General features: G+C 66.2%; 13 protein-coding genes and 1 tRNA gene. 5 read left to right on the top strand and 9 right to left on the bottom strand.

The annotated features are described in order from the left end of the window. Positions 1-114: 114 nt before the first annotated feature. The 4 genes from AC1DEM_RS19170 to AC1DEM_RS19185 form a co-directional block, all read right to left on the bottom strand. The gene (locus tag AC1DEM_RS19170) at positions 115-1,245 is read right to left on the bottom strand and encodes an FAD-dependent oxidoreductase (RefSeq protein WP_476885875.1); all 1,131 of its coding nucleotides are present in this window, start codon (positions 1,243-1,245) and stop codon (positions 115-117) included. A 56-nt stretch (positions 1,246-1,301) separates the two neighbouring features. Continuing rightward, positions 1,302-2,228: an AEC family transporter gene (locus tag AC1DEM_RS19175; RefSeq protein ID WP_476885876.1), complete on the bottom strand. Its 927-nt coding sequence runs from the start codon at positions 2,226-2,228 to the stop codon at positions 1,302-1,304. Between the two features lie 162 nt (positions 2,229-2,390). Next, the gene (panD, locus tag AC1DEM_RS19180) at positions 2,391-2,819 is read right to left on the bottom strand and encodes an aspartate 1-decarboxylase (protein WP_476885877.1); all 429 of its coding nucleotides are present in this window, start codon (positions 2,817-2,819) and stop codon (positions 2,391-2,393) included. 94 nt (positions 2,820-2,913) lie between these two features. Beyond that, a complete protein-coding gene (locus AC1DEM_RS19185) occupies positions 2,914-3,864 on the bottom strand; it encodes a LysR family transcriptional regulator (protein WP_476885878.1) in 951 nt (316 codons plus the stop codon). 142 nt (positions 3,865-4,006) lie between these two features. On the opposite strand from AC1DEM_RS19185, the gene AC1DEM_RS19190 reads away from it, so the two are divergent. Both AC1DEM_RS19190 and AC1DEM_RS19195 read left to right on the top strand, forming a co-directional pair. After that, a complete protein-coding gene (locus AC1DEM_RS19190) occupies positions 4,007-5,470 on the top strand; it encodes an amino acid permease (RefSeq protein ID WP_476885879.1) in 1,464 nt (487 codons plus the stop codon). Between the two features lie 240 nt (positions 5,471-5,710). Continuing rightward, the gene (locus AC1DEM_RS19195) at positions 5,711-9,265 is read left to right on the top strand and encodes a proline dehydrogenase family protein (protein ID WP_476885880.1); all 3,555 of its coding nucleotides are present in this window, start codon (positions 5,711-5,713) and stop codon (positions 9,263-9,265) included. Positions 9,266-9,364: 99 nt separating this feature from the next. Here the strand turns inward: AC1DEM_RS19195 and AC1DEM_RS19200 are convergent, their stop codons facing one another. Both AC1DEM_RS19200 and AC1DEM_RS19205 read right to left on the bottom strand, forming a co-directional pair. Further along, on the bottom strand, positions 9,365-9,730 hold the full coding sequence (locus AC1DEM_RS19200) for a hypothetical protein (protein ID WP_476885881.1): 366 nt from the start codon (positions 9,728-9,730) through the stop codon (positions 9,365-9,367). Positions 9,731-10,052: 322 nt separating this feature from the next. Then, positions 10,053-10,907, bottom strand: coding sequence for a LysR substrate-binding domain-containing protein (locus AC1DEM_RS19205; protein ID WP_476885882.1), 855 nt, complete (start codon positions 10,905-10,907; stop codon positions 10,053-10,055). A 139-nt stretch (positions 10,908-11,046) separates the two neighbouring features. Here AC1DEM_RS19205 and AC1DEM_RS19210 point away from each other — a divergent pair, with 139 nt between their 5' ends. Then, entirely contained in the window at positions 11,047-12,420 is a 1,374-nt protein-coding gene (locus tag AC1DEM_RS19210; protein WP_476885883.1) for an MFS transporter, read from the top strand. 85 nt (positions 12,421-12,505) lie between these two features. On the opposite strand, the gene AC1DEM_RS19215 is transcribed toward AC1DEM_RS19210, so the two are convergent. From AC1DEM_RS19215 to AC1DEM_RS19225, 3 genes are all read right to left on the bottom strand, one after another. After that, entirely contained in the window at positions 12,506-13,666 is a 1,161-nt protein-coding gene (locus AC1DEM_RS19215; RefSeq protein ID WP_476885884.1) for a N(5)-(carboxyethyl)ornithine synthase, read from the bottom strand. After that, positions 13,663-13,812, bottom strand: coding sequence for a hypothetical protein (locus tag AC1DEM_RS19220; RefSeq protein ID WP_167467922.1), 150 nt, complete (start codon positions 13,810-13,812; stop codon positions 13,663-13,665). Before AC1DEM_RS19220 ends, AC1DEM_RS19215 begins: the two co-directional genes overlap by 4 nt. Positions 13,813-13,915: 103 nt before the next feature. Further along, a tRNA-Gly gene (locus tag AC1DEM_RS19225) sits at positions 13,916-13,989 on the bottom strand. Between the two features lie 587 nt (positions 13,990-14,576). Between AC1DEM_RS19225 and AC1DEM_RS19230 the strand changes: the two genes are divergently transcribed. Together AC1DEM_RS19230 and AC1DEM_RS19235 are read left to right on the top strand one after the other, a co-directional pair. Further along, positions 14,577-16,199 (top strand): sugar transferase, encoded by a 1,623-nt coding sequence (locus AC1DEM_RS19230; protein ID WP_476885885.1) that lies wholly within the window; start codon positions 14,577-14,579, stop codon positions 16,197-16,199. Between the two features lie 43 nt (positions 16,200-16,242). Further along, positions 16,243-17,208 carry an NAD-dependent epimerase/dehydratase family protein gene (locus AC1DEM_RS19235; RefSeq protein WP_476885886.1) on the top strand — a complete coding sequence of 322 codons (966 nt, stop codon included), beginning with the start codon at positions 16,243-16,245 and terminating at the stop codon, positions 17,206-17,208. Positions 17,209-17,211 lie beyond the last annotated feature (3 nt).

The raw sequence follows: 17,211 nt of genomic DNA on the forward strand, positions 1-17,211 counted from the left end.
CGAGGGCGGCTTAAGACCGGTCCCAGCCTACCGGCGCACCCAGCAACGCGGGGTCACATCGCGCCCATGCCGGGCCCCAGGATGGGCGCTAAGTGACCCCGCGTTGCTTTGGAGTCAGCGGACCCGCGGCCGGGATGCCGAGAAGATGGCCGGCGCCCCGCCGTCGCCGGTTGCGAGGTCGGCCAGGATCCGGCCCACCACCGGCGTGAACTTGAATCCGTGCCCGGAGAAGCCGGCGCCGATGACCACCGGGCCGATCCGGTCCAGGATAAAGTTCTCATCCACCGTGCTGGTGTAGGTGCAGCTGATGTCGGCGAGGGAGTCGGCGTCCACCCCGGGCAGCCAGTCCCGCGCGTACCGCTGCAGGGCCGCCCGCTGTTCGGGCTCCGCAGCGAAGGTCCGCCGGTCCGGATCCACTACAGGACCCACCCCGTGCCATCCGGCCTTAATCCCCTCGCCCGGCGTGTGCATGCCGTAGACGGGCGAACGCCAGTACGCGTACGCCTCCCCGTGCCCGGGCATGTGGTTGAACCCCGGCCATTGGGCGCCGTGGTCCGTGATGGCGAAGTGTGCGGGCTGTTCCTGGGTGACCGTCAAGCGGGGCAGCGGCGCCACGCCGGCCAGCAACTTCGTGGTCCAGCCGCCGGCGGTAACCACGGCCCGCCTGGCGGAGAGCATCTCGGTGCGGCCGCCGGACTCAAGCGTGAGCCGGACGCCGTCGTCGTGCACTTTCAGCTCAAGAACCTGCACATGATGGCGGATCTCGGCACCGAAGCCGGCGGCGAGGCGCTGCAGCGCCGGCAATGCGGCGTCCGGATTCAACTGCCCGCCGTCCGGCATGTGCAGCACACGCGACTCGAACCGGATGCCCCGCCAGCGTTCGCCGGCTTCCCCGGCGGAGAGGAACTCGGCCCGGAGCCCCGCGGCAAGCAGCGCGTTCCGGACCTCGGGCAGCCGCGGGTCGGCACCGTGGTTCACGACGCCGGTGCGCGCCAGCAGCCGTTCGCCGGAGTCCGCTTCGAGCTCGCTCCACAGCCGCGCCGCTTCGGCCAGCATGGCAACGTAGTCCGGATCCGCGTAGCCAGGGTTGAAGTTCCGGGTTGTGCCATGGGAGGCGCCGTTGCGGTGGCCGGGCCCGAACTGCTCCAGCAGGGTCACGTCCGCACCGCGCCGGGCCAGCGCCCAGGCGGTTGCGGAGCCCATCGCACCGCCGCCGATGACCACTGTGTCCAGGGTTGATTTCAAGGGTCCTCCTCCGGGGTTTGGTACCGCCCCGACCGCCCGGGCAAGACCAGATACGGTCAGGCCAGCAGCAGGGCTACACCGATCATGGCAGGGACAGCTACCACCGTAGTGATCAGCACGGTGTCCTTGGCTACTGTGACGCCCGTGCGGTAGCGGCTGGCCGCGACAAACACGTTTTGGGCGGTGGGCAGGGCCGCTGTGACGACCGCGGCGAACAGCGCTTGCTCCTGCATGCCGAGGACAAAACGGGCAAACAGGTACGCCACCAGCGGATGGACGATCAGTTTGAAGAAGCTCGCCAGCACGGTGTCCAACCGGCGTCCGGCGGCCGCCTGCAGCGGCGCGGAGTTGTTCAGGCTCATGCCGAAGGCGATCAGCATGGCCGGGATGGCCGCCCCGCCGATCAGGTGGATGGGCTCCATGATCAGCGGCGGTACCTTCCAGCCGGTTCCGGCCACCACCAGACCCAGCCCGGTGCCGACGATCATCGGGTTCCGCAGGATCATGAGCACGAACCTCAGCGGCGTGGTGCGGTGCGAGCTGGTGGTGGCGTCCAAGGCCATGAGGAACAGGGGAGTGAAGAAGGCCAGCTGGAAGATGAGCAGGGGTGCAACATAGCTGGCATCGCCGAGCACGAAGACGGCGATGGGGATGCCGAGGTTGGCCGAGTTGGCCAGGGACGCGCTCATGGAGGAAATGAGGGCCTCGGGTACGGGCCGCTTGAGCGCGAACCGCACAATGCCAAAGAACAGGACCGCCGTTATGACGGCCCCCACCGCCGTCACGAGCAACGGCGCGGCAAAGACGCTATGCAGATTGGCCTTGCTGAGCGTTTCGAAGAGCAAGGCGGGGCTCGCGACGAAGAACGTCAGGGCGCTGAGGACGGAGCGGGCGTTCTCGCCCAGAACGTTGCGCCGGCCCACGAACATGCCGACCAGGATGATGACCCAGACGACGAAGAAGCCTGCCAGTACCCCTAACACGCGGTTCTCTGCAGCGGGGCGGGAGTTCGGCGGGTAAAGGACACCGTTCCAGAGTAATCAGCTTTATTCCGCAGACCGTCCTATTACGCCCGACGGCGTGGGGCCGCGTCCCCTGCGCATGCCGGCTGCTGGACTCGGCAGGCGGGGCTGGGGCTGGTGCCGCTAGTTCAGCGCGGCGTTATTCAGCGAGTGAGGCGGGCGCATGAGGCCCGGCGCCATGCCCTCCGCGGGGTCGTTGCCGATCTGGACAATCTTGTTGTCCTGATCAACGTGGACCACCTTGGGGTTGTACGCGTTCGCCTCTTCCGTGGTCATCTGGGCGTACGTAATGAGGATGACGATGTCGTTCTCGTGCATCAGGTGGGCGGCGGCGCCGTTGATACCGATCACGCCGGAACCGCGTTCGCCGGCAATCGTGTAGGTCTCGAGCCGGGCGCCGTTCGTGACGTCGACAATCGCCACCAGTTCGCCGGGAAGGATGTCGGCCGCCTCCAGCAGATCCAGGTCCACAGTGACGGAACCGACATAGTGAAGGTCCGCGTGCGTGACCGTCGCGCGGTGGATCTTGGATTTGAATATTGTGCGATTCATAACGCCACCAGTCTAGCGCGGGGCCACCGCGCGCGCTGTGGCCCACCGCACACGCAGCAGGCCTGCCGCGCAGGCCGGTCCGCTGGGGCCGCAGTCACGCGGGCCGGTCCATGGGGGCCGGATCAAGGGCGCCGGCCGCCGCCGCGGGCACGATCGATGCCGCCGTCAACGCCAGGATTTCGCGGGCTGCCAGCAGGGCCGGCCGCCTGGCACTGGACCGCCGCACCGAGGTGAACACCGTCCGGTGCGGATCCCCGGGCAGGTCCAGGAGCTGCGCGCTGGTGCTGCGGCCGGTCCACACGAGGTCGGGCATCAGGGCCACCGCATTTCCCGATTCGATCAGCCGGATCTGGGCCTGAAGGTCGGCGGTTTCAAAGCGGACGTCGGGCTCAAAGCCTGCGCTCCGGCAGGCCTGCTCGGCCCAGTGCCGCGAGGCCGCTCCGCGTGGTTCCATCACCCAAGGCAGCCCCGCGGTATCGGCCAGCGTCCGGATGGCGTCGCGGCCGGGCGAAGCGGGTGGAACGGCGAGCCGGATGGCGTCGCTGGTCAGGGCCACGCGGTCCAGTTCGGCGTAGTGCGGGGCGGCATGGCCAGGGTACTGCTCGGCGATCACGAGGTCGAAGTCGCGGGCCCAGGTCTCGTGAAGGGCCGTTTCCGGTTCCCGCTGCGTCATTTCCACCCGGACTTCCGGGTAGCTGGCGGACATCCTGGTCAGGGCGTCCGGCATCAGTGCCAGCGCGGCGGACTGGAAGACCGCAATCCGCACGGTACCGGTGACAGTGGTCAGCGACGCGGCCAGGTCCGCCTCCGCCTGCTCCAGTGTCTCCAGGAGCTGGGAGGTGTGGGCCACCAGGACTTCGGCCTGCGGGGTCAGCTGCACGCGGCGCCCGGTCTTGCGCAGGAGCTCCACTCCGGCCTCCTTCTCAAGGAGGGCCAACTGCTGCGAGACTGACGACGGGCTGTACTGGAGTGCCTCGGCCACTTCGGCCAAGGTGCCCCGGATCTTCAGTTCGCGCAACAGTCGCAAACGCCGGACGTCGAGCATCGCTTTTCCTTTGTGAATTCTGATGGTTATTCATTAAGAGAATTCACTTTATCTAATGCAATCGGGCTTGCATACTGTTGTCACTCGGTAACGCCCATCACAGGGTGGATTGATGGGCATCACACCTAAGCAGGAGGCCCTGATGGCTACACAGGATTCGTCACAGTCGATCATGCGGCGCAAGCCCATCGACGACATCGAAGAAGAAAACAAACACAGCGGACTGCACAAGAGCCTGGGGCTTTGGCAGCTGACGGCCATCGGCGTTGGCGGCATTATCGGCGTCGGCATCTTTTCCTTGGCGGGCCTTGTGGCCCACGGCAGCGAGACCGAACCCGGAGTCGGTCCCGCCGTGCTCGTGTCGTTCCTGATCGCCGGCCTGGCATCCGCCGCCGCGGCGCTGTCCTACGCCGAGTTCGCCGGCATGATCCCGCGGGCAGGCTCGGCCTATACCTACGGCTACGTTGCCCTTGGCGAGATCATCGGCTGGTTTATCGGCTGGGACCTGCTGCTCGAGTACATCGCCATCGTGGCCGTGGTGGCCATCGGCATCTCGGGCTACTTCGACGCTGCCCTCGCCGGCGTCGGTATCCATATGCCCGCCTGGATGACTTCGACACCGGATGAGGGCACGGGCGGTATCATCAACCTTCCCGCGATCCTCGTCTGCCTGCTGGTGACCTGGATACTCTCCCGGGGCACCAAGACCTTTGGACGCTTTGAGCTGATTGCCGTCGGCATCAAGGTGGTGCTGATCCTGTTCATCATCGGCCTGGGCATCTTCTACATCAACACCAACAACTACAACCCGTTCTTCCCCAGCGGCTTCGGTCCCGTGGTGGCCGGCTCCGCGACGGTGTTCTTCGCGGTGTTCGGCTACGACGCCATGAGTACCGCGGCGGAGGAGGCCACCGACGGCAAGAAGCACATGCCGAAGGCGATTATCCTCTCGCTAATCATCGCCATGCTGCTCTATGTCGCCGCCACCCTGGTGCTCACCGGCATGCAGAACTTCACCGAGATCGACCCCAAAGCCGGTTTCGCCTCCGCCTTCAACAGCGTCGGGCTGCCGGTGATCGCGACCATCATCTCTGTGTTCGCCGTCCTGTCCATCCTCACGGTGATGCTGACCTTCCTCCTCGGCGTCACCCGCGTCTGGTTCTCGATGAGCCGCGACGGCCTGCTGCCCGGCTGGTTCTCGAAGACGGACCAGAACGGCACGCCGCAGCGCGTGACCTGGATCGCCGGCGCCGGGGCCGCAATCCTGGCTGGCATCCTCCCGATCAAGGCCGTGGCAGACCTGACCAACATCGGCATCCTGGCCGCGTTCGTCGTCGTCTGCGTGTCGGTGATCGTGTTCCGCTACAAGAAGCCCGACGCCCCGCGGACCTTCCGCCTGCCGCTGATGCCGCTGGTGCCGGCGTTCGGTGTGTTTTCCTCGCTGTTCCTGATGTTCCAGCTCCACTGGGAGACCTGGCTGCGGTTCGTCGTCTGGCTTGTGGTCGGCCTGATCATCTACTTCACCTACGGCCGCAAGAACTCGCTGATGAACCCGAACAGCCCGCGGCACGAAGAGATCGTGGAAATGCACCGCCCCCTGACGTAACCACCCCAACCCCCGTTGCGCTATCGCTCCTGGTTCCCATTCAGAGCTTTTAAGGGCCAGAAGTGATAGCGCAACGGGTTTTTAAGGGTTCGGGGTGGTTTCCGAACGTTCGGGCGGGAAAACGATCCTTCGGATTTTCTAACCGGTATTGCTCAGAAAACTTCGCTTTATCTTATGAAAATCCGGTCGCATACTGATTCATAAGAGGTCCACATCTTGAGAAATGAGCGAGTTCCAGCCATGACCAACATCTCCACGGAGCCCGGCGCAACCACCGGAAACGCAGCAGAGAGCGCCGCAGGCAACGAAGCCACGCACGCCGCCGTTTCGGAAGGCTCCACGGTCCTTGAGGCCGCAGCCCTCGCCGAGGACACCATCGCGCTGGTGCGCCACTGGCTCACCGAAGCCGCAAAGGTGCCCGTCGACGCCTCGGCCGAGCAGCTTGCCGGGGTCCTGAAGGACCCCAACGGCCTGGACTTCACGGTCGGGTTCGTCGACGGCGTCGTCCGTCCCGAAGACCTGCAGGTCGCCGCCCGCAACCTCGCCGCCCTGGCCCCGAAGGTCCCCGCCTTCCTGCCCTGGTACATGCGCAGCGCCGTCCGCCTCGGCGGCACCATGGCCCCGGTCCTGCCACAGGTGGTCATCCCGGTTGCCCGCCGGGTGCTGCGGGAAATGGTCGGCCACCTCATTGTCGACGCCACCGACGCCAAGCTGGGCCCGGCCATCGCCAAGATCCGCAAGGACGGCATCAAGCTCAACGTCAACCTCCTCGGCGAGGCCGTGCTCGGCGAGCACGAGGCCTCCCGCCGGCTTGAGGGCACGCACACCCTGCTGTCCCGGCCGGACGTCGACTACGTCTCGATCAAGGTCTCCTCCACCGTGGCCCCGCACTCCGCGTGGGCCTTCGATGAGGCCGTGGAGCACGTCGTGGAGAAGCTCACCCCGCTCTTCGCCCGCGCCGCCTCCTTCTCCAAAGCCAAGTTCATCAACCTGGACATGGAGGAATACAAGGACTTGGACATGACCATCGCGGTCTTCACCCGGATCCTGGACAAGCCCGAGTTCAAGAACCTCGAGGCCGGCATCGTGCTCCAGGCCTACCTCCCGGATGCCCTGTCCGCGATGATCCGCCTGCAGGACTGGGCCGCCGCCCGCCGCGCCGACGGTGGCGCCGCCATCAAGGTCCGTGTGGTCAAGGGCGCCAACCTGCCCATGGAGCAGGTCGAAGCCTCCCTGCATGACTGGCCGCTCGCCACTTGGGGCACCAAGCAGGACTCGGACACCAACTACAAGCGCGTCATCAACTACTCGCTGCACCCGGACCGGATCCGCAACATCCGGATCGGCGTGGCCGGGCACAACCTCTTCGACATCGCCTTCGCCTGGCTCCTGGCCAAGCAGCGTGGCATCGCGGATACCGCAGAGGAGAGCATCGAATTCGAGATGCTGCTCGGCATGGCCCAGGGCCAGGCCGAAGCCGTCAAGAAAGACGTCGGCTCCCTCCTGCTCTACACCCCGGTGGTCCACCCCGCCGAGTTCGACGTCGCGATCGCCTACCTGATCCGCCGCCTCGAAGAGGGCGCCAGCCAGGACAACTTCATGTCCGCCGTCTTCGAACTCAGCGAGAACGAATCCCTCTTCGGGCGTGAGAAGCAGCGCTTCCTCGCCTCGCTCGCCAAGCTCGACGACGAGGTCCCGGCCCCGAACCGCCGGCAGAACCGCGCCCTCCCGGCGGCGCCGCTGCCGCACGACTCGTTCGAGAACACCCCGGACACCGATCCGTCGCTGCCCGCCAACCGCGACTGGGGCCGGGCCATCCTGGGCCGTGTGGCGACGTCGACACTGGGCAACGCCGCCGTCGAGGCCGCCACGATCAACGATGCCGCGACCCTGAACACGGTCATCGACACCGCAGTCGAGAAGGGCAAGGCCTGGGGTGCACTCTCCGGCGCCGAGCGCGCCGAAATCCTGCACCGCGCCGGCGACGTCCTCGAGGCCCGCCGCGCCGATCTCCTCGAGGTCATGGCCAGCGAGACCGGCAAGACGATCGACCAGGGCGATCCCGAGGTCAGCGAGGCCGTGGACTTCGCGCACTACTACGCCGAATCCGCCCGCAAGCTCGACGACGTCGACGGCGCCACGTTCGTCCCGGCCAAGCTCACCGTCGTGACGCCGCCGTGGAACTTCCCGGTCGCCATCCCGGCTGGCTCCACCCTCGCGGCCCTCGCCGCCGGCTCCGCCGTCGTGATCAAGCCCGCCAAGCAGGCCCGCCGCAGCGGCGCGGTCATGATCGAGGCCCTCTGGGAGGCCGGCGTTCCCCGCGACGTCCTCACCATGGTCCAGCTGGGCGAGCGGGAACTGGGCCAGCAGCTGATTTCCCACCCGGCCGTGGACCGCGTCATCCTGACCGGCGGTTACGAGACCGCCGAGCTCTTCCGCTCGTTCCGTAAGGACCTGCCCCTGCTGGCCGAGACCAGCGGCAAGAACGCCATCATCGTCACCCCGAGCGCGGATCTGGACCTCGCGGCCAAGGACGTCGCGTACTCCGCCTTCGGCCACGCCGGCCAGAAGTGCTCCGCCGCCTCCCTGGTGATCCTCGTCGGCTCCGTTGCGAAATCGAAGCGCTTCCACAACCAGCTGATCGACGCCGTCACCTCGCTGAAGGTGGGCTACCCGGAGGACCCGGCGAGCCAGATGGGCCCGATCATCGAGCCCGCCAAGGGCAAGCTCCTGAACGCCCTCACCACCCTCGGCGAGGGCGAGACCTGGGCCGTGGAACCGCGGAAGCTCGATGACACGGGCAAGCTCTGGAGCCCGGGCGTACGTTCAGGCGTCCGCCGCGGATCCTACTTCCACCTCACCGAGTTCTTCGGCCCCGTCCTCGGCGTGATGACCGCGGAGACCCTCGAGGAGGCCATCGCGATCCAGAACCAGATCGAATACGGCCTCACCGCGGGCCTGCACTCGCTGAACAGCGAAGAGCTGGGGACCTGGCTGGACACCATCCAGGCCGGCAACCTCTACATCAACCGCGGCATCACCGGCGCGATCGTCCAGCGCCAGCCGTTCGGTGGCTGGAAGAAATCCGCCGTCGGCGCCGGCACCAAGGCCGGCGGGCCGAACTACCTCGTCGGCCTCGGCGAATGGGTCAGCAAGCCCAGCACCGCCGCGGGCACGCCGGGCGCAGCTCCCGCCCACCCCGGCGTCCGCCGGATCGAGGACGCGGCCAAGGGCTTCCTGACGGCCGACGAACTCGCACCGCTGCAGCGCGCCCTCGCCTCCGACGCCCGCGCCTGGGCCGAAGAGTTCGGCGCCGCGAAGGACGTCTCGGGCCTGAGCGCGGAGCGCAACGTGTTCCGCTACCGTGCGCTGCCCGTCACCGTCCGCCTCGCCGAAGGCGAGCCGCTGGCCGCCCTGGTGCGGACCGTTGCCGCCGGCGTCCTGGCCGGGTCCGACCTGACGGTTTCCACCGGCGTCGAACTGCCCGCCCAGCTGCGCGCCGTCCTCTCCGGGCTCGGCATCGCCGCCACTGTTGAGAACGACGCCGAATGGCTCGCTTCAGCCGGCAAGCTCTCCGCGGCGGGCAAGCTCTCCGGCGCCCGGATCCGGCTGATCGGCGGGGACGCCAAGTCACTGTTCGAGGCGACGGGCGGCCGCCCCGACCTGGCGGTGTACGTCCACCCCGTCACGGAAGCGGGACGCGTGGAGCTGCTGCCGTTCCTGCACGAGCAGGCCATCAGCATCACGGCGCACCGTTTCGGCACGCCCAACCACATCTCCGACGCCCTGATCTAGGCTGCTCAGACCCTAACCCAGGCGTGCTAAAACGCCGTCGCCGCCGTGCGGGCACCGAAAGGTGCGGCACGGCGGCGACGGCGTTAAGCCCCGGGACTCTTAGCCGAAGTACCAGCCCGGCGGCACCCAGGAGGCGGGGACCGCGTGGGCCGAAAAGTCGTCGCAGCCCGAGCAGAAGTACGTGACCTCGCCGAGCTTGCTGACCGAGCCGTCCCGCCGGTGCGTCGCAGGGACGAAGGTCTCAAGGTAAATGAACTCGTCCGTGCCGCAGCGTTCGCAGTACGGGCTGGCCACATACTCGGACTCCGCGAGGGTGGCAGGACGAATGCCCCGGTGGCCCGCGGTGGTTGCGTGCTGGGCGGCGCTGGGGTGCTGCATCGTTGCGCCCTGGTGGTGCATGGCCGCTGCAGGGTGCGCCGGCGCGGTTGCCGGACGGGCGGCCTTGGGCGCGTGGGGGGTGGACAATCGGGGGTGGTTAACGGCTGGCATCATTGGCGGGCCTATCCCGAACGCTCCGGCGTCAGCCATACGGCATCAGCGACGGACAGCGCTCGTTATTTCGAATCATTGTCGCGGGCCACTGCTTGACCTCGAACGGTATAGCTTGAGTAGTGTCAGGATAGATGAAGTACCTGCACCGTTCAATGGTCAAGTAAGTACTGCACGCGTCCGGGTAGCGCGCCGCGTAAGTACCGCGGACGGATCCGCGCCCGGCCGGGGTCCGGCCGCGGCCTCAGGCTGGGCCCCCGGGTATCAGCCGGGGTATCAGTGCGGCGTCAGGCCGGAGTCACGCCGGGCGCTTCAGGGTCCGGCCCACGATCGCCTGCGTGAGGGCATCGATCACCTCGGTATTGGCCAGCGGGTTGCGGATGAGCGTGAAGTCGACGTCGCCCACGGGTGGCAGATCGAACCGGCGGGTGATAATTTTCAGGTCCACCGGCACCAGGGAGGATGGCATGACCGCCACCCCAATGCCGGCCCGGACGGCGGCCAGCACGCCGCTGATCTGCCGCGTGGTACAGGTGATCCGCCAAGTGCGGCCCGTGGCCTCGAGCGCATCGATCGCCAGCTTCCGGCTCAGGCTGGGGGAGGGGTAGGCGATCAGCGGGACATGATCGGCCGGATCCAGCACGGTCTGCTCCAGGCCGACCCAGGCGAAGGCGTCCTGCTGGACCACGGTCCCGTCTTTGGCCCCCGCCACCCATTTCACAAAAACAAGGTCCAGCTGACCGGCGTTGAGGCGCTTGTAGAGCTGGTCGCTCTGGCCCACCGTCAGCTCGAGGTTGATCTGCGGATAGATCTGCCGGAACTCCCGGAGGATACGGGGCAGGCCGGTGATGGCAAGGTCGTCGGCCGTGCCGAAGCGCAGGCGCCCGCGCATGGCGGATCCGGAGAAATACCGGGCGGCGGAATCGTGCGCGGCGAGGATGCTCCGGGCGAACCCGGCCATGGCATCGCCGTTGTCGGTCAACCGCACATCCCGGGTGTCCCGGGCAATCAGCACCCGCTTGGCGGCGGACTCCAGCTTGCGGACGTGCTGGCTGACGGTGGGCTGGGCCACGCCGAGGCGTTCGGCGGCCTTGGTGAAACTCAGGGTTTCGGCCACGGCAAGGAACGAGCGGAGCTGGGCGGGTTCGAACATGGGGCCCCCGGATCAGTTGCCGCAACCGCAGCATTGCGTTTTGTAATGCGAGTTATGCGTGGAATAGGCTTCCATAATCTCTTGGGGCCAGCCTAGCGTTAAGTCCATCCCGCTCACCCGCTCTTTTGAGGACTTTTCCGTGGCACCGCCTCCGCCGCTAGACGCGAACACCGCTTCCCTGCCGGACACCATCACCCAACCACTCGCCGTCGTCAACGAGCGCCTGCCCTGGCGCCACACCTTCATTTCGCTGAAGGTCCGCAACTTCCGTATCTTCGCGATCGGGCACTTCATCGCCGTGATCGCGCTCTGGATGCAGCGGATCGCCCAGGATTGGCTGGTGCTCCAGCTCTCCGGCTCCGTCACCGCCGTCGGCGTCACCGTGGCCTTGCAGTTCCTGCCGTCCCTGTTCCTTGGCCCGTGGGCCGGCATGATGGCGGACCGCTTCCCGAAGCGGAAGATCCTCATGCTGTGCCAATCGGTGGCCGCTGCACTGGCCGCGCTCCTTGCCGTCCTGGCGCTCAGCCAGCGGATCGAGGTGGGGCACGTCTACGCGATCGCGCTGGTCCTGGGCTTCGTGACCGTGCTGGACCAGCCGGCACGTCAGGTGTTCGTCAACGAGCTCGTGGGCCCCCGCTACCTGCGGAACGCAATCAGCGTGAACTCCACGATCTTCCAGCTCGGCGGCCTGATCGGTCCGGCGATCGCCGGGATCCTGCTGACCGCCGTGGGCGCCGGCTGGGCCTTTGCCGGCAACGCGGTGGCCTGCTGCTTCACCGTGGCCATGCTCCTGAGCCTGCGCAAAGACCAGCTGCATGTCAGCACGCCGGTCCCCAAGCGCCGGGGCATGCTCCGGGAAGGGCTGGACTATGCGCTCAGCAAACCCACCATCTACTGGCCTTGGCTGATGGCCGGTTTCGTCGCGGTATTCGCGATGAGCCTGCCTGTGCTGCTGGCGGCGTTCGCCGACCACGTGTACGACGCCGGTGCCGGCGGCTACGGGCTGCTCAACACCCTCGTGGCCCTGGGCGCGCTGGCTGGAGCCATCACCTCGGCCCGGCGTCGCGCATTGCGGCTTCGCTCGGTGGTCCTGGGCGCCGGGATGTACGGGCTCATGCTGTGCCTGGCTTCCCTGGCGCCGTCGATGGAGTGGTTCGGCGCGGCCATGGTGCTGGCCGGTTTCTGGTGCCTGATGTTCCTGACCGCCGCCAACCAGCGGGTCCAGGTCAGCTCCAACCTGGCCATCCGCGGACGGGTCATGAGCCTGTACATCATGGTGCTGATCGGCGGCCAGGCCATCGGCGGGCCGATCATGGGCTGGCTGGCCGAGCACACCAACCCGCACACCGCTGTCCTGGTTTCCGGGAGTGTGCCGATGCTGGCCGCCGCGACTGTCGGCGTTGTCCTTGCCCGGCGCGGGCAGCTCATGCTCAAGGTGGACCTGAAGGACCGGCGCCGGCTGCTGCGGATCGTCCGGAACCAGGGCGGGCGGAAGGCGGCCGCCACACCTTAGCTTTCCTGCCGAAAATAGGGCAGCCGCTGCGTGGATCCACGCAGCGGCTGCCCATTTCGTCGTCGAAACCCGGAGACGGGCGCTGCTAGGGCGCCAGGGGGCGGTGCGGGAACTCCGGCTCCCGCTGCTGGAACTGCAGCACATCCGGGTTGAGGACCACGCCGTCGCGGATTTCTATCGCGCGGCGGATGGTCTCGTTCCCCGCCCAGGCTCCGGGACCTGAGACCACCGTCTCGAGGAACGGCAGCAGCGCCTCGCTGATTTCCCAGCTGGAGGAGTTCCAGAGATAGGACGGGCTGTGGTCCACGGCGTAGTAGTCGATGTGGTGGCCCACCTGGAACATCGGCTCGGCGAAGGTGGTGGTTTTCGCCCAGCTAAAGCCCATGCCCTCGTCGCAGGACACGTCCACAATCAGGCTGCCGGGCCGGAAGGCGTCGAGGTCCTCGGTGCGCAGGTAGGTCAGCGGCGCGTTGGGGTCCTGCAACGTGCAGTTGACCACGATGTCGCTGCCGGCGAGGAACGGCGCCAGCGGCACGCGCCCGCGCTCGGTGATGACCTCGCTCAGGAACGGTGCCTCGTTGTCGTGGTCGAACTGTGCGATCCGGACCGAATGGATGGGCGAGCCTACGGCGGCAACCCCACGGTTGGTCAGCACCTGCACGTCATGGACGCCGTGGGCATTCAGTGCCGTGACGGCGCCGCGGGCGGTGGCCCCGAAACCGATCACGACCGCGCTCAGCCGGCGGCCGTAGTCTCCGGTGGAACCGGTCAGCGCCAGGGCATGCAGCACGGAGCAGTAGCCGGCGAGCTCGTTGTTCTTGTGGAAGACATGCAGGCCGAAGCCGCCGTCGCTGGCCCAGTGGTTCATGGCCTCGAAGGCGATGAGCGTGAGCTTCTTGTCGATCGCCAGCTGGGTGATGGCCCGGTCCTGGACGCAGTGCGGCCAGCCCCAGAGGACCTGCCCGTCCCGGAGTTCGGCCAGGTCTTCGGGCTGCGGCTTGGGCAGGAGGACGACGTCGGCGTCGGCCAGCAGCTGCTTTCGCGGCGCGATCCGCCCCACGAGGGGCGCGAGCTCGGCGTCGGAGAGGCCGAAGCGCTCGCCGTAGCCTTCCTCGAGGATCAGGCGTTCCCGGATTTCCGGCGCGATGCGGTCCAGGTGCAGGGGGTGGATGGGGAGGCGTCGCTCGTCCGGTTTGCGGGTGCTGGCGAGGACACCGAGGGTGAGGTGGTTCGAGGAACCGATCACTTCTTTTTCGGGCTCGCCGTCTTTGCGGCGGTCACCTTGTCCAGTGAGCTGGCCGGCGCAGAAGCGGCCCTCTTGTCAGCGCGCTTTTCCTTGATGGATTTGCCGGCTTTTTTGGATGCTGCTTGACGGGGGGACTTGTCAGCCATGATTGCTCCTGTAGCGGAACCGAAGAGGTTCCTGACTTCTGACCATACAGGTAGCAACCTAATGGCAGGCCCGGGGAGCGGCGCGGAAGCGCGGGAGTGGAATTGGAGCGGCTGACGGGAATCGAACCCGCGTATCAAGCTTGGGAAGCTAGCGCTCTACCATTGAGCTACAGCCGCAGTGGGGCCAGTCAGAGTGCTGGACTTTGCCCCGGTGAAACAACGAGATTTACATTACCCCAGTCTGGCGGCGTCATTGAACAGCGGCACGGGATTCCACGAAGACTTACCTGCCTGGGCTGCGGCTGAGACTCTGGGCTTCGGCGCCATCTCCAAGTTGTAAGGCAGCCCCAAGGACCCCTTTGCTCGAGACGGCATGGGGTGCCCGTCAGTTTGCGCCGAAGAACCGGCCCGATGCCGCTGTCGAATGGGTAGTCCTATCTCAGATCCGGGTAGTCGATGCGAGTAGTCAGGCCGCGGCCCCGACCATCACGAGTGGTTCCCAAATCCAAGAAGGGTAGAGCCCACTCGTGTGCGGGGGAAGGGCATCGAATTTACTAGGGGAGACCACAACCAACCAAGTCGCTAGAGGGTCTCACTATGTACGACCACATGTTGATGGTGGTCCATCCTTTGTTGCCAACGGGTGGGCTCAGCCAGCCTCGCGTGCCAGGAAAATCGGCGCCGTGCGGCGATACGGATCGGGCAACATCAGGCACCTGGCGCGCTTCGAGTGAGTCTTCTCCTGGGCGTAACGGGAGGGGAGAATGAGTGAGCTCAAACAACGCGTCCCGGTCCACCCGGGGTTTCGTTCGCCGGATCATGTGCGGGTCCCCGCATGGCCGCAGGATTTACCGGGCGCCGTTGGCGGCGGCGGCGGGGTAGCGCTGGCCCCGCCATCAATCGCATTCCCAGACTTCAGGTCCGCGAAACTCCGCCTGGCGAGCAGCTCGCGGCGCGAGGGAATTCGCTGGGCAAACCGTTACCGCCGGCTGCTGATTGCCGCGGACGCCCTGGTCATCGCCGCGGTCACCGCAGCCGCCCACATCACCCGATTCGGCTTGAGCGCCGCGAGCTCGGTGGGCGTGGGCGGACTCCACATTGACTATCTTCAAATCTCCGTGGTCATCGCGGCCGCCTGGATGCTGTCGCTGGGACTGTACAAGAGCAGGGATACGCGGATTGTCGGAATCGGGATCGACGAATACAGGCGCGTTGTCAGTGCAAGCGCAATGCTGTTGGGCCTCATCGCCTTGGTTTGCTTTGTTCTGAATATCGACGTTGCCCGGGGATTCTTCGCACTCGCCCTTCCCGCCGGGCTGGCAGGCCTCCTGATGGCGCGCTGGGGCCTGCGTCAGTGGTTGTCCAGGCAGCGGGTTCACGGCCACTACCTTTCGCGCGTGATCGTACTGGGCCGGCCAAACGACGTCCGATACGTCGTCAGCCAAATAGCAAAGAAATCCGGAGCGGCGTACAAGGTCGTAGGCGTTGCGCTTGCTGGGTCCCACGGCCCAGGCGCTTTCACGCAGGGCAACCAGATCTTTACGGTGGTTGGAGACGAGCGGAGCGTCGTGGAAGCAGTGGCTTCCGTGGACGCCGATGCCGTCGTGGTGGCCGGACCCATGAAGGGCGGCAGCCGCTACATACAAAGGCTGGGATGGAAGCTGGAACAGTCCTCCACCCAGCTGATCCTCACCACCGGACTGACCAATGTGGCCGGTCCCCGGATCCATTCCCGTCCCGTTGAGGGACTTCCCCTCATGCACGTGGAGCTGCCCCAGTACTCCGGCGCCAAGCACGCCTTGAAGAGGTTCTTCGATATCACGCTGGCCGCAGCCGCTTTGGTGGCGCTCATGCCGGTGTTTCTTGTCCTCGGCGTACTCATCAAACGGGACAGCCCGGGTCCGGTGCTCTTCAAGCAGGAGCGGGTGGGCCGCGGCGGGGACAAGTTCAACATGTTGAAATTCCGGTCGATGGTCGAAACCGCAGAGGACGACCTCGCCGGGCTTCTAGAACACAACGAGGGCGCGGGAGTGCTCTTCAAGATGCAGAACGATCCCAGGGTCACGCAGGTCGGGCGGTGGATGCGAAAGCACTCCCTGGACGAGTTGCCGCAGTTCTGGAACGTCTTGAAGGGTGACATGAGCTTGGTCGGTCCACGGCCCCCTCTGCAGCGCGAGGTCGATAACTACCAGCACAAGGTTCTCAGGCGGCTGTACATCAAGCCGGGCCTGACCGGCATGTGGCAGATCAACGGCAGGTCGGAGCTGAACTGGCAGGACAGCGTCCGCCTGGATTTGTACTACGTCGAAAACTGGTCACTGGCCGGCGACCTGATCATCCTGTGGCGCACAGCCAAGATGCTCATCAAACCGGTCGGGGCTTACTGACAAACCCAAGGTTTCTGATCTACAAAACTAGAAAGGCAAGGCTATGACCACACTTGTTTCGGGGGCTGGTGGATTCATCGGCGGCCATTTGGTGGCGCAACTCCTCAAAGACGGACAATCTGTCCGGGCAGTAGATAGCAAGCCGTTTGCAGAGTGGTACCAGGTTCACTCGGCGGCGGAGAACGTGCAAGGCGACTGCTCGCTGCTGGAGACGGCCCGTGAGGTCAACCGGGGGGTGCAGCACGTGTACAACCTGGCCGCTGACATGGGCGGCATGGGGTTTATTGAGAACAACAAGGCCGCCTGCATGCTGACAGTGCTTACCAGCACGCACATGCTTATGGCGGCGCAGGAAGCTGGTGTTGAGCGGTTCTTCTACAGCAGCTCAGCCTGCGTCTACGCTGCGGGACATCAGACCTCCGCTAACGTCATCGCATTGCGCGAGGAAGATGCCTACCCTGCGCAGCCGGAAGACGGCTACGGCTGGGAGAAGCTGTTTACCGAACGCATGGCCCGGCACTACCGGGAGGACTTCGGTTTGCAGACGAGGATCGCCCGCTATCACAACGTCTACGGCCCACACGGCACGTGGGACGGCGGGCGCGAGAAGGCGCCGGCAGCCCTCGCGCGCAAGTTCGCCCGGGCGACGCTGACGGGAGACACCAACCTGGAGATCTGGGGCGACGGGGAGCAGACTCGCAGCTTCATGTATATCGATGACTGCGTCCGGGGCACCATAGATATCCTGCACGGCGATTTGGCCGAGCCGGTGAACCTGGGCTCGTCCGAATTGGTCTCGATCAACCAGATGGTGGATCTCCTAGAGCAGATCTCCGGCACCGTGGTAACCAGGCGTTACAAGCTGGATGCACCCCAGGGAGTGCGCGGACGGAACAGCGACAACACCCTCTACCGCGCCACCTACGGCTGGGAGCCGTCCATCACGCTCCGGGAGGGACTTGAAAAGACCTACGGGTGGATTTTCGACCAGATCAAGGCACAGGGGTGAACC

This window comes from Arthrobacter sp. 05T420, from assembly GCF_056396305.1.

What these genes read in the sequence shown, in the direction of transcription:
- panD (WP_476885877.1), bottom strand. Translation starts at nt 2,819, where the DNA reads ATGAATCGCACAATATTCAAATCCAAGATCCACCGCGCGACGGTCACG.
- AC1DEM_RS19185 (WP_476885878.1), bottom strand. Translation starts at nt 3,864, where the DNA reads ATGCTCGACGTCCGGCGTTTGCGACTGTTGCGCGAACTGAAGATCCGG.
- AC1DEM_RS19190 (WP_476885879.1), top strand. Translation starts at nt 4,007, where the DNA reads ATGGCTACACAGGATTCGTCACAGTCGATCATGCGGCGCAAGCCCATC.
- AC1DEM_RS19195 (WP_476885880.1), top strand. Translation starts at nt 5,711, where the DNA reads ATGACCAACATCTCCACGGAGCCCGGCGCAACCACCGGAAACGCAGCA.
- AC1DEM_RS19205 (WP_476885882.1), bottom strand. Translation starts at nt 10,907, where the DNA reads ATGTTCGAACCCGCCCAGCTCCGCTCGTTCCTTGCCGTGGCCGAAACC.
- AC1DEM_RS19220 (WP_167467922.1), bottom strand. Translation starts at nt 13,812, where the DNA reads ATGGCTGACAAGTCCCCCCGTCAAGCAGCATCCAAAAAAGCCGGCAAA.
- AC1DEM_RS19230 (WP_476885885.1), top strand. Translation starts at nt 14,577, where the DNA reads ATGAGTGAGCTCAAACAACGCGTCCCGGTCCACCCGGGGTTTCGTTCG.
- AC1DEM_RS19235 (WP_476885886.1), top strand. Translation starts at nt 16,243, where the DNA reads ATGACCACACTTGTTTCGGGGGCTGGTGGATTCATCGGCGGCCATTTG.